This is a genomic window from Burkholderia cepacia (assembly GCF_001718835.1).
GTDB classification, from domain to species: domain Bacteria; phylum Pseudomonadota; class Gammaproteobacteria; order Burkholderiales; family Burkholderiaceae; genus Burkholderia; species Burkholderia cepacia_F.
Genome location: NZ_CP013443.1, coordinates 3,388,913 through 3,405,094, shown reverse-complemented (window position 1 = coordinate 3,405,094; position 16,182 = coordinate 3,388,913). Strand labels below are relative to the sequence as shown.

The window sequence follows — 16,182 nt, the reverse complement described above, 5'->3', positions numbered from 1 at the left end:
GACTGCCGCGCTCATTCGCCCATCGCCATCCCTTCCCGCCGCGGATCCGCCCCGCCGAACCACACCGTCTGCCCCTGCACGTTCAGCCGCTGGATCCCCTGCAGCCCCGAGTTCATCTCGACCACCCGCACGTCGTGCCCGCGGCCCTTCAGCCCGTCGGCGAGCGCGTCCGACACGCGGCCGCGTTCGAGCTGCGTCGGCCCGTTCATCGACCCGAAGTTCGGCAGCGCGATCGCCTGCTGCATCGTCATCCCCCAGTCGAGCACGCCGACCAGCGTCTTCGCGACGTGGTTGATGATCGCGGGGCCGCCGGCCGAGCCGACGACCATCGTCACCTGCTTCGTCTTCCTGTCGAACACGAGCTCCGGCGACATCGCCGAGCGCGGCCGCTTGCCGGGCTGCACGCGGTTCGCGACCGGCCGGCCGTTGTCGTTCGACACGAACGAGAAATCGGTGAGCTGGTTGTTCAGCATGAAGCCGCGCACCATCAGCCGCGAACCGAACGCATCCTCGATGCTCGTCGTCATCGACAGCGCCTGGCCGTAGCGGTCGACGATCGCGATGTCGGACGTCGACGGCAACTCGGGGCTGCGGTCGTCGGCCATCGCGAGCGTCGCGCCCTGCGGCGTGCCGGCCTGCGCGACGCCCATGCTGCTGTCGCCGATCAGGTGCGCGCGCTGCGCGAGATAGGTCTTGTCGGTGAGGCTCGCCCAGCTGCCGCCCGGCAGCGGCACGAAATCGGGATCGGCGACATAGCGCGCGCGGTCCGCATACGCGAGCCGCCCGGCTTCGCTGAACAGGTGCGCGGCGAACGGCGTCGGCTCGTAGCCGACGTCGTTGCGCACCGGCTTCTGCGCGCCGATCTGCTGCCAGTCGGGCATCGCTTCGAGGATGCCGAGCATCTGCGCGATCGCGAGGCCGCCCGACGACGGCGGCGGCATCCCACAGACCACCGAGCGCCGGTAATCCGCGCACAGCGGCGCGCGCACCTTCGCCTTGTAGCGCGCGAGATCCTGGAGCGACAGCAGGCCCGGGTTGGTCGGGTGCCTGCGCACCTTCGTGACGATGTCGCGCGCGATCGCACCGGTGTAGAACGCATTCGCGCCGCGATCGGCGACTTGCCGCAGCACGGTCGCGAGCGCGGGGTTCTTCAGCACCGTGCCGGCCGCCTTCGGCGTACCGTCCTGGTTGTAGAAGTAGGCGCGCGCGGCCGGATCGTTCTTCAGGTACCTGTCGTTGGCGATCAGCGTCGCGAGCCGCGGGCTGATCGTGAAGCCACGCTCCGCGAGCCGGATCGCCGGCTGGAACAGCCGGCGCCACGGCAGCCTGCCGTGCGCGCGATGCGCGGCGTCGAGCATGCGCAGCACGCCCGGCGTGCCGACCGAGCGCCCGCCGACGACGCCTTCGTAGAAGTTCATCGGCTGGCCGGTCGGCCCGTAGAACAGCCGGTCGGTCGCGGCGGCCGGCGCGGTCTCGCGGCCGTCGTAGGCCTGCGTCGCCTTGCCGTCGAAGTACAGCAGGAACGCGCCGCCGCCGATCCCCGACGATTGCGGCTCGACGAGCGCAAGCACCATCTGCGTGGCGATCGCCGCGTCGATCGCGGTGCCGCCCGCCTTCAGCATGTCGTAGCCGGCCTGCGTCGCGAGCGGGTTCGCGGCCGCGATCATGAAGTGCTGCGAGGTCCAGCCCGGCTTGTCGGTCCAGCCGGACGACAGCTCGGGCGCGTGCGCGGCGCTCGTGACGGCGCCGGACGCGGCAACGGGTGCGGTTGTGCTGTCGCCGGCGGCGGTGGCGGGCGGCGCGGGGGACGTGCAGCCGGCGTTGAACGCGACGAGCGCGACGGCGGCGAGCAGCGTCCAGGAGCGCGAATGCGGACGAATCCGGTCGAACATTGAACCCTCGGCAGCAGTGAATGCTGAAACGGCGCAACAGGGAACGACAGGGAGCGACAGGCGCCGGCGCGCTATTGTCGCCGCGCGGCCGGCGGGTTGTCACCCGACAGGAAACCCTGACGCATCGCGCCGGGCCCGCCCCGGCCGGTCTTTCCGGCTTGTTCGAGGATGAACTCTATGAACGTCGACGTCGCGCGCGTGTGGTGCCGGTTCGGCATGTAGAGCATGTACATGTGCGTGCCGAAGATGCTGAGCCGGTACGCGTCGAGCGACGTGACGACCGTGCCGCGCCGGACGTCGTCCTGCACCACGTAGTCGGGCACGATGCCGACGCCGATCCCGCCGAGGATCGCCTGCCGCAGGAACAGGAAGTTCTCCGAAATCAGCGTGGGCTCGAGCAGCACCTCGTGGCGCTCGTCGCCGAGATACGCGGCGATCCTGAGCTGCCGGCCCATCACCGTCGCGGTGATCACGGGCGCACCGGCCAGCGCGTCGAGGCTCGCCGGCATCCCGTGCTCGGCCGCGAACGCGGCCGATGCGCATGCGACGTAGCGCACCGCGCCCATGTCGCGCGCGACGAGGTTCTGCGGCGGCTCTGGCATCACGCGCACCGCGATGTCGATTTCGTCGCGCATCAGGTCTTCCACGCGGTTCTCGAACACGACGTCGAGCACGATCCCCGGATGCAGCCGCTTGAATGCGAGCAGCCAGTCGGACATCACCATCTGCCCGTAGCCGCTCGGCACCGACAGCCGCACGCGGCCCTGCAGGTCCTGGCCGAGCGTCGTCACCGATTCCTGCGCGGCGAGCAGTTCGTTGCGGATGCGCCGGCCGTGCTCGTACAGCTTCAGCCCGATTTCGGTCGGCTCGATGCGCCGCGTCGTGCGCCGCACGAGCTGCTGGCCGATCGAGCGCTCGAGCTGGTTCAGCCGGTAGCTGACGTTCGCGCGGCTCATCTTGAGCCGCTGCGCGGCCTTGCTGAGATTGCCGGCGTCGAGGATCTCGACGAGCAGCGTCAGCGCGTTCAGATCCATGCCGAAAGTCTCCTCATCGATCCCTTTTAATGATTCGCAAGCATTCAATGTCAAGTCGGACTTGACAGCTTGTAAAAGCCGGAGGGAATTGTCAATGAATCTCGATCAATCGAGAATCATGTCATACCCGGCGGCACGCCGGAGACTTCTACCGTTTTGCATGGGGCCCGAGACACGATGAACGCATCCACCTCTCCCGATACCGGCACCGTCACGCGCGAGCGGCGCGACAAGGTGCTCGTCGTCACGATCGACCACGCGCCCGTCAACGCGCTGTCCGCCGACGTGCGGCGCGGCCTCGCCGACGCGCTCGACGCCGCGCAGGCCGACGACGCGATCCGTGCGGTGCTGATCGTCGGTGCCGGCCGCAACTTCATCGCGGGCGCCGATATCCGCGAATTCGGCAAGCCGCCCGTGCTGCCGTCGCTGCCCGACGTGTGCGAGCGGATCGAATCGGGCGCGAAGCCGGTCGTGGTCGCGCTGCACGGCGCGACGCTCGGCGGCGGCCTCGAGGTCGCGCTCGCCGCGCATTACCGGCTCGCGGTGCCCGGCGCGAAGCTCGGGCTGCCCGAGGTCACGCTCGGCCTGCTGCCGGGCGCGGGCGGCACGCAGCGCGCGCCGCGCCTGATCGGCGCGAAGGCCGCGCTCGACCTGATGCTGACGGGCCGCCACGCGAGCGCGGACGAAGCGCTCGCGCTCGGCCTCGTCGATCGGGTCGCGCACAGCGACGACACGCTCGCCGAAGGTCTCGCCTACGCGCAGGAACTCGTGTCGCTCGGCGCACCGGTGCGCCGCACGCGCGATGCGCAGGGGCTGGCTGATCGCGCGGCCGCGCAGGCCGCGATCGACGCGGCGCGCGCCGAGTTGCCGAAGAAGTCGCGCGGCCTTTTCTCGCCCGCGAAGATCGTCGACGCGGTCGAAGCCGCGCTCACGCAGTCGTTCGACGCGGGGATGAGGCTCGAACGCAGCCTGTTCCTGCAGTGCATCGACAGCCCGCAGCGCGCGGGCCTCGTGCATGCGTTCTTCGCGGAGCGTGAAGCGGCGAAGGTGCCCGAGGCACGTCGCGCGCGCACGCGGCCGGTCGAGCGGATCGGTGTGGTCGGCGGCGGCACGATGGGCGCGGGCATCGCGGTCGCGGCGCTCGATGCCGGGTTGCCGGTGACGATGATCGAACGCGACGAAGCATCGCTCGCGCGCGGCCGCGCGCACGTCGAGAAGGTGTACGACGGCCTCGTCGCGAAAGGGCGGATGACGCCGGCCGCGCACGCCGCGCGGCTCGCGCGCTTCAAGGGCAGCACGTCGTACGACGCGCTCGCGCAGGTCGACGTCGTGATCGAGGCCGTGTTCGAGGACATGGCCGTGAAAAAGGCCGTATTCGCCGAACTCGCGCGCGTGTGCAAGCCGGGCGCGGTGCTCGCGACCAACACGTCGTATCTCGACATCGACGAGATCGCCGCGAGCATCGACCGGCCGGCCGACGTGATCGGCCTGCATTTCTTCTCGCCGGCCAACGTGATGAAGCTGCTCGAGATCGTCGTGCCGGCGCGCGTGAGCGCCGAAGTGGTCGCGACCGCGTTCGCGCTCGCGAAGCAGCTGAAGAAGACGCCGGTGCGCGCCGGCGTGTGCGACGGCTTCATCGGCAACCGGATCCTCGCCGTCTACCGCACGGCGGCCGACTACCTGATGGAAGACGGTGCGTCGCCGTACCAGATCGACCGCGCGGTGCGCGAATTCGGCTTCCCGATGGGGCCGTTCCAGGTCGTCGACCTCGCGGGCGGCGACATCGGCTGGGCGACCCGCAAGCGCCGCGCGGCGACGCGCGACCCGCGTGCGCGCTACGTGGAGATTTCCGACCGGCTGTGCGAACGCGGCTGGTTCGGCCAGAAGACGGCGCGCGGTTACTACCTGTATCCGGAGGGCGCGCGCGTCGGCACGCCGGATCCGGAAGTCGAGGCGATCGTCGCGGAAGAACGGGCGAAGAAGGGCGTCGCGCCGCGCACGTTCACCGACGACGAGATCCTGCGCCGCTACCTCGCCGCGATGATCAACGAAGGCGCGAACGTCGTGCACGAGAAGATCGCGCTGCGCCCGCTCGACGTCGACGCGGTGTTCCTGTACGGCTACGGTTTCCCGCGCTATCGCGGCGGCCCGATGCATTACGCGGACACGCTCGGCCTCGCGAACGTGCTCGCCGATATCCGCGCGTTCGCGAAGGAGGATCCGCTGTTCTGGAAGCCGTCGCCGCTGCTCGTCGATCTCGTCGCGCGCGGCGCGGATTTCGCGAGCCTGAACCGCCTCGACTGAACGCCAACCGCATTCGCCACGGACCGAAGATGGACCTCAATTTCACTCCCGAAGAGGAAGCCTTCCGCACGGAAGTGCAGCGCTTCCTGCAAGCCGAACTGCCCGCGCGCATCGCGCGCAAGGTGAAGGGCGGCCTGCATGTCACGCGCGACGACATGCGCGAATGGCACGCGATCCTCAACGCGCGCGGCTGGCTCGCGAGCCACTGGCCGCGCGAATACGGCGGCCCCGGCTGGAGCGTCGCGCAGAAGTTCCTGTTCGACAACGAGTGCGCGCTCGCGGGTGCGCCGCGCATCGTGCCGTTCGGCGTGAACATGCTCGGCCCCGTGCTGATCAAGTACGGCAACGACGCGCAGCAGCGCCACTGGCTGCCGCGCATCCTCGACGGCACCGACTGGTGGTGCCAGGGCTACTCGGAGCCGGGCGCCGGTTCCGATCTCGCGGCGGTGAAGACGAGCGCGGTGCGCGGGCGCGACGCGCAGGGCGAGCACTACGTCGTGAACGGCCAGAAGACGTGGACCACGCTCGGCCACTACGCGAACATGATCTTCTGCCTCGTGCGCACCGCGACCGACGTGCGCAAGCAGGAAGGCATCAGTTTCCTGCTGATCGACATGAACACGCCGGGCGTCGAGGTGCGCCCGATCATCACGCTCGACGGCGAGCACGAAGTGAACGAGGTGTTCTTCACCGACGTGCGCGTGCCGGCGGAGAACCTCGTCGGCGAAGAGAACCGCGGCTGGACCTACGCGAAGTACCTGCTCACGTACGAGCGCACCAACATCGCCGGAATCGGCTTCTCGACGGCCGCGCTCGACCGGCTGCGCGCGGTGGCCGCGAAGGTCACGAAGAACGGCCGGCCGCTCGCGGACGATCCGTTCTTCGCGGCGCGCATCGCGCGTGTCGAGATCGAACTCGAGAACATGCGCACGACGAACCTGCGCGTGCTGGCCGCGGTCGCGGGCGGCGGCGCACCGGGCGCGGAAAGCTCGATGCTGAAGATCCGCGGCACGCAGATCCGCCAGGAGATCACGGCGCTGATGCGGCGTGCGATGGGGCCGTATGCGCAGCCGTTCGTCGACGAGGCGCTCGATGCCGACTACGACGGCGAGCCGGTCGGCCCCGACGAAGCCGCGAGCGCCGCGCAGCAGTATTTCAACAACCGGAAGCTGTCGATCTTCGGCGGCTCGAACGAGATCCAGAAGAACATCATCGCGAAGATGATGCTCGGCTTGTAAGGAACGCTCATGGACTTTCGACATACCGAAGACCGCCGGATGCTGGCGGACACGTTGAACCGCTTCATTGCCGAACAGTACGCGTTCCCGGTGCGCGATCGCATCGCGCAGTCGGCGGCAGGCTTCGACCGGACGATGTGGGAACGCTTCGCCGAACTCGGCACGGTCGGCGCGCTGTTCGCGGAAGCCGACGGCGGGTTCGGCGGCGCGGGCTTCGACATCGCCGTGGTGTTCGAATGCCTCGGGCGCGGGCTCGTCGTCGAGCCGTTCCTCGGCGCGCTGCTCGCGGGCCGCGCGCTGGCGCTGGCCGGTGCCGACGCGCATCGCGACAGGCTCGCCGCGCTGATCGACGGCAGCGCGAGCGCCGCGTTCGCGCACGACGAACCGGGCTCGCATTACGAACTGACGACCGTGCGCACGCGCGCCGAGCGCTCGGGCGACGGCTGGGTGCTCACGGGCGCGAAGGGCGTCGTCGACCAGGCCGCGCAGGCGGCGTTCTTCGTCGTCAGCGCGCGCACGGCCGGCAACGACGACGATGAAGACGGCATCGGCCTGTTCGTCGTGCCGGCCGACGCGCCGGGCGTGTCGCTGCGCGACTACCGGAAGATCGACGGCGGCCGCGCGGCCGAAGTGCGCTTCGAGCGTGTCGCGCTGGCGGCCGATGCGGCGCTCGGCGATCCGCAAGCGGATTCCGGAGCGGGCGCCGAGCTGCTCGAACGCGTGCTCGGCTACGGGCTGCTCGCGCTGTCGGCGGAAGCGCTCGGCGCGATGGACGTCGCGAAGGAGCACACGCTCGAGTACCTGCGCACGCGCAAGCAGTTCGGTTTGCCGATCGGCAGCTTCCAGGCGCTGCAGCACCGGATGGCCGACCTGCTGCTCGAAGTCGAGCAGGCGCGCTCGGCCGTGATCAACGCGGCCGCGCAGCTCGATGCGCCGCGCGTGGTGCGCGAACGCGCGCTGGCCGCGGCGAAATACAGCATCGGCCGTATCGGCACGCTCGTCGCCGAGGAGAGCATCCAGCTGCACGGCGGGATCGGGATGACGTGGGAGCTGCCGCTGTCGCACTACGCGAAGCGCCTCGTGATGATCGATCACCAGCTCGGTGACGAGGATCACCATCTCGCGCGCTACATCGCGCTGTCGAAACCGCTGTTGAAACCGCTGTTTAAACAATAAGCCGACGATGGAGGAGACGACGATGGACCACGCCACGCCACGCGCGTTGCCGCTGGCCGGCGTGAAGGTGCTCGACTTCTCCCGCGTGCTCGCGGGCCCGTGGTGCGCGATGGTGCTCGCCGATTTCGGCGCGGAAGTGATCAAGGTCGAGCATCCGGCGCGCGGCGACGACACGCGCGACTGGGGCTTGAGGATCGGCGACACCGAAACGACCTACTTCAACAGCGTGAACCGCAGCAAGCGCTCGATCTGTCTCGACCTGCAGACCGGCGAAGGGCGGCGGCTCGCGCGCGAGCTGGCCGCGCAGGCCGACGTGGTGCTTCACAACTTCAAGTTCGGCGGCGCGGAAAAGCTCGGGCTCGGCTACGACGCGCTGGCCGAACTGAACCCGCGCCTCGTGCACTGCGCGATCTCCGGCTACGACCGCTCGGGCGCCGAGGCCGCGCGGCCGGGCTACGACCTGGTCGTGCAGGGCGAGGCCGGGCTGATGGCGCTGAACGGCGAAGCCGGCCAGCCGCCGCTGAAGTTCGGCGTCGCGGCGGTCGACATGTTCACCGGCATGTATTCGGCGCAGGCGATCCTCGCGGCGCTGTACGAACGTCATGCGACGGGGCGCGGGCGGCGCATCGAGATGGCGCTGTTCGACTGCGGGCTGATGATCACCGCGTACTACGGGCTCGACGCGCTGCTGATGGGCGAGGACCCGCCGCGCTACGGCAACGCGCATCCGTCGATCGTGCCGTACGGCGTATTCGACGCGGCCGACGGCCCGCTCGTGATCACGGTCGGCAACAACACGCAGTTCGCGCGTTTTTGCGACGCGATCGAGCGGCCCGATCTCGCGGCGGACGAACGCTACAAGACCAACCTCGGCCGCTCGGAGAACCGCGCCGACCTGCTGCCCGAGATTCGTCGCGAACTCGCGCGCCGCTCGCGCGCGACGTTGCTCGCGGCGCTGGCCGACGCGGGCATTCCATGCGGCGAAGTGCTCGGGCTGCACGAAGCGCTGAAGTCGGAACGCGCGACGCGCGCGGGGCTCGTGACGCGGCAGCCGCACCCGGTCGCGGGCGGCGTCGACGTACTGGCGCCGCCGTACCGGTTCGACGGCGCGCGGCTGCCGGTGCGCGGCGCGCCGCCGGTGCTCGGCGCGGACACGGACGCGGTACTCGGCGGCTGGCTCGGGATGTCCGCAGACGAGGTCGCGAAGCTGCGCGCGCAGCGCGTGGTCTGAATCGATTTGTGCCGCCGCGGCGCGGGCGGGCTGGAACGCGCGCCGATCGACTACACGACAACCTCGCCAGACGAGCGAGCAGGAGACACCATGGAGCTTTCCTTCATCGAATCGGTCACGGCGCGCCGCGACTACCAGCAGCTCGTGCGTGCGCGGCGCCGTTTCAGCTTCACGCTGACGGCACTGATGATCGCCACGTACTACGGCTTCATCCTGCTCGTCGCGCTCGCGCCGCACGTGCTCGCGGCGCCGCTGTACCGCGGCGCGACGACGACGGTCGGGATCGCCGCGGGCGTCGCGATCATCCTGGTCGCGATCGGGCTGACCGCGTGTTACGTGCTGCGCGCGAACCGTGCGTTCGACCGCGCGGTCGCAGCGATTCTCCAGCGTTCGTGACGGAGGCCATGATGCGTCGTTCCTCGTTCGCGCTTGGCGCGCTTGCCGCTTTCGTTCCCGCTGCCGCGCATGCGGTATCGGTCGCGGGCCCGATGCCCGACAAGGTCGAACTGAACCCGGTCGCGATCGGGATGTTCTTCGCGTTCGTGTTCGCGACGCTCGCGCTCACGCGCTGGGCCGCGCGCCGCACGCGCTCGACGCGCGACTTCTACACGGCCGGCGGCGGCATCACCGGGCTGCAGAACGGGCTCGCGATCGCGGGCGACTACATGTCGGCCGCGTCGTTCCTCGGGCTGTCGGGGATGGTGTTCATGTTCGGCTTCGACGGGCTCATCTACTCGATCGGCTTTCTCGTCGGCTGGCCGTTCGTGATGTTCCTGATCGCCGAACCGCTGCGCAATCTCGGCAAGTTCACGTTCGTCGACGTCGTTGCGTACCGTTTCGCACAGCGGCCGATCCGGCTGCTGACGTCCGCCAATTCGCTGACCATCGTCGTGCTGTACCTCGTCGTGCAGATGGTCGGCGCGGGCAAGCTGATCCAGCTGCTGTTCGGGCTGTCGTACGGTACGGCCGAGCTGATCGTCGGCGTGCTGATGGTCGTCTACGTGTTCTTCGGCGGGATGACCGCGACCACCTGGGTGCAGGTGATCAAGGCCGTGCTGCTGCTGTGCGGCGCGACGCTGCTCGTCCTGCTCGCGCTCGCCGAATTCGGCTTCAGCGTCGACGAGATGTTCCGCCGCGCGGTGGCCGTGCATCCGGGCGCGCTGTCGATCATGGGGCCCGGCAAGCTGATCCGCGATCCGGCCAACGCGCTGTCGCTCGGCATCGCGCTGATGTTCGGCACGGCCGGCTTCCCGCACATCCTGATGCGCTTCTTCACGGTGCCGAACGCGAAGGAGGCGCGCAAGTCGGTGCTTTACGCGACCGGCTTCATCGGCTACTTCTACCTGCTGACCTTCGTGATCGGCTTCTCGGCGATCGTGCTGCTCGCGCAGCATCCGGAGTTCTTCAAGCTGGGCACCGACGGTTCGTTCAACCTGACGCACGACCTGCTCGGCGGCTCGAACATGGTCGCGGTGAAGCTCGCGCAGGCGGTCGGCGGGAACTGGTTCTACGGCTTCATCGCGGCGGTCACGTTCGCGACGATCCTCGCGGTGGTCGCGGGCCTCACGCTTGCCGGCGCGACGACGATCTCGCATGACCTGTACGCGCAGATGTGGGCGCGCGGCAAGCCCGACGAGCGCTTCGAGATGCGCATCTCGCGCGCGGCGACGATCGTGCTGTCGGCGGTCGCGATCGGGTTGTCGATCCTGTTCGAGCACGTGAATGTCGCGTTCATGGTCGGCCTCGTCGCGGCGGTGGCCGCGAGCGCGAATTTCCCGGTGCTCGCGATGTCGATTTTCTGGCGCGGGATGACGACGCGCGGCGCAGTGCTCGGCGGCGGCCTCGGCCTCGTGTCGGCGGTCACGCTCACGGTGCTGTCGAAGTCGGTGTGGGTCGATGTGCTGCACCATGCGCACGCGCCGGTGTTCCTCGACAACCCGGCGCTCGTGTCGGTGCCGCTCGCGTTCGTCGGGATCGTCGTCGGCTCGCTCGCGGATCGCGGCGAGCGTGCAAGGCGCGAGCGTGGTGCGTTCGCGCAGCAGGAGTTTTATGCGCAGACGGGGGTGCTGGCGGGCGAGGCGGTGCGGCATTGATTCATCTGAAGAAATCACCCATCCGTCCGAATCCCCGGACGGATATTTTCCGGAAATCCGGAAACCCGGATTTCCTTGCCTGCCGCATGGTGAGAAATACAATGAAAACAATGGCTTGAGAGGTTACGGGAACCTGGCATCGACCTTGCGATATAAAACGCACGGCCATCCCCCGGCCGAACTACTACAGCAAGCAGCTATGCATGGGACTGGAGTAAGCGCTGAAGCGCTAACTCCAATCGACAGGAGACAACCGATGACCACTGCCTTCCTCCCCCTCCGGATGTCCTGAGGCATCGCTTGTTGCGGCACGGCAGCCGCGCGGGCGATTTGTCTCCCCTGACATTCGTCCGCGCGCGTGACGCCGTTTCCACCGGCTCATCTACTTCAGCAGGAACCATCGTGAAGAAGAAACCCTTCTACAAAGTGCTCTATGTGCAGGTGATCTTCGCCATCATCGTCGGCGTGATCCTCGGCCACTACTACCCGGCGCTCGCCACCGACATGAAGCCGCTCGGCGACGGCTTCATCAAGCTGATCAAGATGGTCATCGGCCCGATCATCTTCTGTACGGTCGTCACCGGCATCGCCGGCATGGAGGACATGAAGAAGGTGGGCCGCGTCGGCGGCAAGGCACTCCTGTACTTCGAGATCGTGTCGACCTTCGCGCTGGTGCTCGGCCTCGCGGCCACGCACATCCTGCGTCCGGGCGTCGGCTTCAACATCGATCCGGCGACGCTCGACGGCAAGGCCGTCGCGTCATACGCGGCGAAGGCGCACGGGCAGTCGACGGTCGACTTCCTGATGCACATCATCCCGAACACGATGGTCGATGCGTTCGCGCAGGGCGAGATCCTGCAGATCCTGCTGATCGCACTGCTGTTCGGCAGCGTGCTCGCGCACCTCGGCGAGCGCGGCAAGGTCGTCACCGACTTCATCGACGGGCTCACGCGCGTGCTGTTCGGCATCGTGCACATCGTCACGAAGCTGGCACCGATCGGCGCGTTCGGCGCGATGGCGTTCACGATCGGCAAGTACGGCGTCGGCTCGCTGGTGCCGTTGCTCAAGCTGATCGGCACGTTCTACCTGACGTCGGTCGTGTTCGTGCTCGTCGTGCTCGGCACGATCGCCCGCGTCACGGGCTTCTCGATCATCCGCTTCGTGTCGTACATCAAGGAAGAGCTGCTGATCGTGCTCGGCACGAGCTCGTCGGAAGCCGCGCTGCCGCAGCTGATGGAAAAGCTCGAGAAGGCCGGCTGCTCGCGTTCGGTCGTCGGCCTCGTCGTGCCGACCGGCTATTCGTTCAACCTCGACGGCACCAACATCTACATGACGATGGCCGTGCTGTTCATCGCGCAGGCGACCAACATCGAACTGACGTGGATGCAGCAGCTCACGCTGCTGGCCGTCGCGATGCTGACGTCGAAGGGCGCGAGCGGCGTCACGGGCGCGGGCTTCATCACGCTCGCCGCGACGCTCGCCGTCGTGCCGACGATCCCGCTGTCGGGCATGGTGCTGATCCTCGGCATCGACCGCTTCATGAGCGAATGCCGCGCGCTGACCAACATCGTCGGCAACGGCGTCGCGACGGTCGTCGTGTCGGCGTGGGAAAAGGAACTCGACCGCAACAAGCTGCGCCAGGCGCTGAAGGGCGGCGGCGAAGTCACACGCCGACCGAGACGGCCGGCGTCTGACGTCATGAAGGAGCAGGCGGCAGCATCGCCCGCGGGCGGTGCGGCCCGCGGCGGCCAGGGCGGGCAGGTGGAGGCCTATGACACAATAGGCGATCCGCATCGCCAGGAAGCCTCGACCGTGACGCGCCGCCTGCTCATTCTCGTCGTGCTTGCCGCCGCGCTCGCCGCGGCGTGCACGCTGACGTGGACGATCACCTGGCGGCGCGGCGTCGCAGAGTTGCAGCGCAACGCCGCGGTGCGCGTCGACCGCACCACCAACGCGCTCAAGAGCACGCTCGACCGCTATGAATCGCTGCCTTATCTGCTCGGCAGCCATCCGTACGTGCAGGACCTGCTCGCCGAGCCGAAGCGCGCCGACTACACCGCACGCGTCAACCGCTATCTCGAAGACCTCAACGAACACGCGCACGCGACCGTCACCTACGTGATCGGCGCGGACGGGCTGTGTGTCGCCGCCAGCAACTGGCGCGCACCCGACAGCTTCGTCGGGATCGAATACCGCTTCCGCCCGTATTTCCTCGATGCGATGAACGGTCAGGTCGGCCGCTTCTTCGGGATCGGCACGATCTCGCGCGATCCCGGCTACTACATCTCGCAGCCCGTGTGGCGCGACGGCAGGATCGCGGGCGTCGTCGTCGTGAAGCTCAATCTCGAATGGTTCCAGGGCGCCGATGCGTCCGAGCCGCTCGTCGTCGCGGACGACCACGGCGTCGTGTTCCTGTCGTCGGTGCCCGCGTGGAAGTACCACACGCTGCGGCCGCTGACGGGGCCCGTTGCCGCGTCGATCTACGAGACGCGCCAGTACGCGCAGCAGCCTGTCACGCCGTTGCCGCTGCGCATCGAGCAGGTGCTGGGCCCCGATGCGGAGATCGTGCGTCTCGGCGCGGGCCTGCGCGCGCCGCGCTACCTCGCGACCAAGCGCCGGATCGGCGAGCCAGACTGGCTGCTCGTCACGCTGGCGCCGATCGCGCCCGTCGACGCCGACGCGCGCAACGCGACGATCGTCACGGGCTTCGGCTTCGTGTCGGTCGCGCTGCTCGCGTTCTACTGGCGGATGCGCCGTGCGCGCGTGCGCGAAATGATTCGAGGCCGCGCGCTATTACAGCAGGCGTACGCGGAGTTGAACCGGCGCGTCGAGGAGCGCACGGCCGACCTGTCGGAAGCGAACGAGCAACTGCAGAAGGAGGTCGGCGACCGGATCCGCGCGGAACAGGAACTGCGCGCCGCGCACGACGAACTGATCCAGGCGAGCAAGCTCGCCGCGCTTGGCCAGATGGCGGCAGGCATCACGCACGAACTGAACCAGCCGCTCGCGGCGCTGCGCAGTTTTTCGGACAACACGCGTGTGCTGCTCGATCGCGGCGAGCAGGCGGCCGCGCGCGAGAACCTCGAGGCGATCGCCGCGCTCACGGAGCGGATGGGCAAGATCACGAACCAGCTGAAGCTGTTCGTCGGCCGCGCGAAGCCGCGCAACGAGCAGGCGCTCGTCGTGCGCGCGCTGCGCAGCGTGCTGTCGTTGCTCGACGAGCGCCTGCGCGGCGTCGAGCTGGTGCTGACGCTGCGGGATGACGCGGTGTCGCCCGTGCGGGACGCGCCGCTCGATCTCGCGAACGACCATCCGGAGCTCGTCGCGCGCTGCGAGGACCTGCGCCTCGAACAGGTGCTGATCAACCTGCTCGGCAACGCGCTCGACGCGGTCGCGGCGGGGGGCGCCCCTCGGACGGCCGCTCCACGGATCGAGGTGACGATCGCGGTGTCGGCGGCGACGCTCGCGGTCGAGGTGCGCGACAACGGCAGCGGCATCGCGCCCGACCTGCTGCCGCGCCTGTTCGAGCCGTTTTTCACGACCAAGGAAATGGGGCGCGGGCTCGGGCTCGGGCTCGCGATCTCGTCGTCGATCGCGAGCGACGCGGGCGGTGCGCTGACCGCACGCAACGCGCCGTCGGGCGGTGCGCTGTTCGTCTTGACGCTGCGGCGCGCCCGCACGCATCATCCGGACTCCGTGTCCGAGCCGGCGGGCTCGCGCTAGCCGCCTCCCGCGCGCCGAATCGACCGGCAATCGGCGTGAAGCGACCCGCGCCCGCCCATCAGGAGCAAGTGAGTACGATGGCCAACCGCCTGCAAGTGATCTATATCGAAGACGATGCGCTCGTTCGCCGGGCAAGCGTGCAGAGCCTTCAGCTGGCGGGGTTCGACGTCGCCGGCTTCGAGTCGGCCGAGGCAGCCGAGAAGGCGATCGTCGCGGATACCGCCGGCGCGATCGTCAGCGACATCCGGCTGCCGGGCGCGAGCGGGCTCGACGTGCTCGCGCAGTGCCGCGAGCGCGTGCCCGACGTGCCCGTGATCCTCGTCACCGGGCACGGCGACATCTCGATGGCCGTGCAGGCGATGCGCGACGGCGCGTACGACTTCATCGAAAAACCGTTCGCGGCCGAGCGCCTGATCGAGACGGTGCGCCGTGCGCTCGAGCGGCGCGAGCTCGTGCTCGAGAACCACGCGCTGCGGCGCGAGCTCGCCGGGCAGAACGTCGTCGCGCCGCGCATCATCGGTCGCAGCCCCGCGATCGAGCAGGTGCGCAAGCTGATCGCGAACGTCGCGCCGACCGACGCGTCGGTGCTGATCAACGGCGACACGGGTGCCGGCAAGGAACTGATCGCGCGCAGCCTGCACGAGCTGTCGCCGCGCCGCGACAAGCCGTTCATCGCGGTGAACTGCGGCGCGCTGCCCGAGCCGATGTTCGAATCGGAGATGTTCGGCTACGAGCCCGGCGCGTTCACCGGCGCCGCGAAGCGCCGGGTCGGCAAGCTCGAGTACGCATCCGGCGGCACCTTGTTCCTCGATGAAATCGAAAGCATGCCGCTCGCGCTGCAGGTGAAGCTGCTGCGCGTGCTGCAGGACGGCGTGCTGGAGCGGCTCGGCTCGAACCAGCCGATCCGCGTGAACTGCCGCGTCGTCGCGGCCGCGAAGGGCGACATGAGCGAGCTCGTCGCGGCCGGCACGTTCCGGCGCGACCTGCTGTACCGGCTCAACGTCGTGACGATCGCGCTGCCGCCGCTTGCCGAGCGCCGCGAGGACATCGTGCCGCTGTTCGAGCACTTCATGCTCGATGCGGCCGTGCGTTACGCGCGGCCCGCGCCGGTGCTGACCGACCGGCAGCGCGCGAGCCTGATGCAGCGCGACTGGCCCGGCAACGTGCGCGAGCTGCGCAACGCGGCCGACCGCTTCGTGCTCGGCGTGGCCGACATGTCGCAGGAGACCGGCGCGAACGGCAGCGACGTCGACAACGAGCAGACGCTGAAGGAGCGCATCGAGCAATTCGAGCGCGCGGTGATCGCCGAGGCGCTGAACCAGACGGGCGGTGCGGTCGCCGCGACGGCCGACCGGCTGCATGTCGGCAAGGCGACGCTGTACGAGAAGATGAAACGCTACGGGCTGTCGGCGAAAGGCGAAACAGACCGCTGAAAGGACCGCTGAAACGAAAACGGACCGCGGAACCCGGTGCTGTCCGGTCATGCGGTCC

General features: G+C 68.9%; 10 protein-coding genes and 1 pseudogene. 9 read left to right on the top strand and 2 right to left on the bottom strand.

Features of this window, described 5'->3' with window-relative positions; translation table 11 throughout:
• Positions 1-11: 11 nt before the first annotated feature.
• Together ggt and WT26_RS18900 are read right to left on the bottom strand one after the other, a co-directional pair.
• Entirely contained in the window at positions 12-1,892 is a 1,881-nt protein-coding gene (gene ggt / locus WT26_RS18905) for a gamma-glutamyltransferase (protein ID WP_069273514.1), read from the bottom strand.
• 71 nt (positions 1,893-1,963) lie between these two features.
• Positions 1,964-2,926 (bottom strand): LysR family transcriptional regulator, encoded by a 963-nt coding sequence (locus WT26_RS18900; protein ID WP_069273513.1) that lies wholly within the window; start codon positions 2,924-2,926, stop codon positions 1,964-1,966.
• Positions 2,927-3,103: 177 nt separating this feature from the next.
• On the opposite strand from WT26_RS18900, the gene WT26_RS18895 reads away from it, so the two are divergent.
• The 9 genes and pseudogenes from WT26_RS18895 to WT26_RS18860 all read left to right on the top strand — a co-directional run bounded on the left by WT26_RS18895 (position 3,104) and on the right by WT26_RS18860 (position 16,124).
• On the top strand, positions 3,104-5,230 hold the full coding sequence (locus WT26_RS18895) for a 3-hydroxyacyl-CoA dehydrogenase NAD-binding domain-containing protein (RefSeq protein WP_069273512.1): 2,127 nt from the start codon (positions 3,104-3,106) through the stop codon (positions 5,228-5,230).
• Positions 5,231-5,259: 29 nt separating this feature from the next.
• Positions 5,260-6,468, top strand: coding sequence for an acyl-CoA dehydrogenase family protein (locus tag WT26_RS18890; RefSeq protein WP_069273511.1), 1,209 nt, complete (start codon positions 5,260-5,262; stop codon positions 6,466-6,468).
• A 9-nt stretch (positions 6,469-6,477) separates the two neighbouring features.
• Positions 6,478-7,644 carry an acyl-CoA dehydrogenase family protein gene (locus WT26_RS18885; protein ID WP_069273510.1) on the top strand — a complete coding sequence of 389 codons (1,167 nt, stop codon included), beginning with the start codon at positions 6,478-6,480 and terminating at the stop codon, positions 7,642-7,644.
• A 22-nt stretch (positions 7,645-7,666) separates the two neighbouring features.
• The gene (locus WT26_RS18880) at positions 7,667-8,875 is read left to right on the top strand and encodes a CaiB/BaiF CoA transferase family protein (protein ID WP_069273806.1); all 1,209 of its coding nucleotides are present in this window, start codon (positions 7,667-7,669) and stop codon (positions 8,873-8,875) included.
• Positions 8,876-8,965: 90 nt separating this feature from the next.
• Complete coding sequence (locus WT26_RS18875; RefSeq protein ID WP_069273509.1) at positions 8,966-9,271, top strand: DUF485 domain-containing protein; 306 nt, start codon at positions 8,966-8,968, stop codon at positions 9,269-9,271.
• A gap of 11 nt (positions 9,272-9,282) precedes the next feature.
• Positions 9,283-10,968 (top strand): cation acetate symporter, encoded by a 1,686-nt coding sequence (locus WT26_RS18870; protein ID WP_069273805.1) that lies wholly within the window; start codon positions 9,283-9,285, stop codon positions 10,966-10,968.
• Positions 10,969-11,370: 402 nt separating this feature from the next.
• Positions 11,371-12,662 (top strand): annotated as a pseudogene (locus WT26_RS35920) (dicarboxylate/amino acid:cation symporter).
• Between the two features lie 4 nt (positions 12,663-12,666).
• Positions 12,667-14,691, top strand: a complete 2,025-nt coding sequence (locus WT26_RS18865) for a sensor histidine kinase (protein WP_069273804.1) — start codon at positions 12,667-12,669, stop codon at positions 14,689-14,691.
• Between the two features lie 77 nt (positions 14,692-14,768).
• The gene (locus WT26_RS18860) at positions 14,769-16,124 is read left to right on the top strand and encodes a sigma-54-dependent transcriptional regulator (protein ID WP_069273508.1); all 1,356 of its coding nucleotides are present in this window, start codon (positions 14,769-14,771) and stop codon (positions 16,122-16,124) included.
• Positions 16,125-16,182 lie beyond the last annotated feature (58 nt).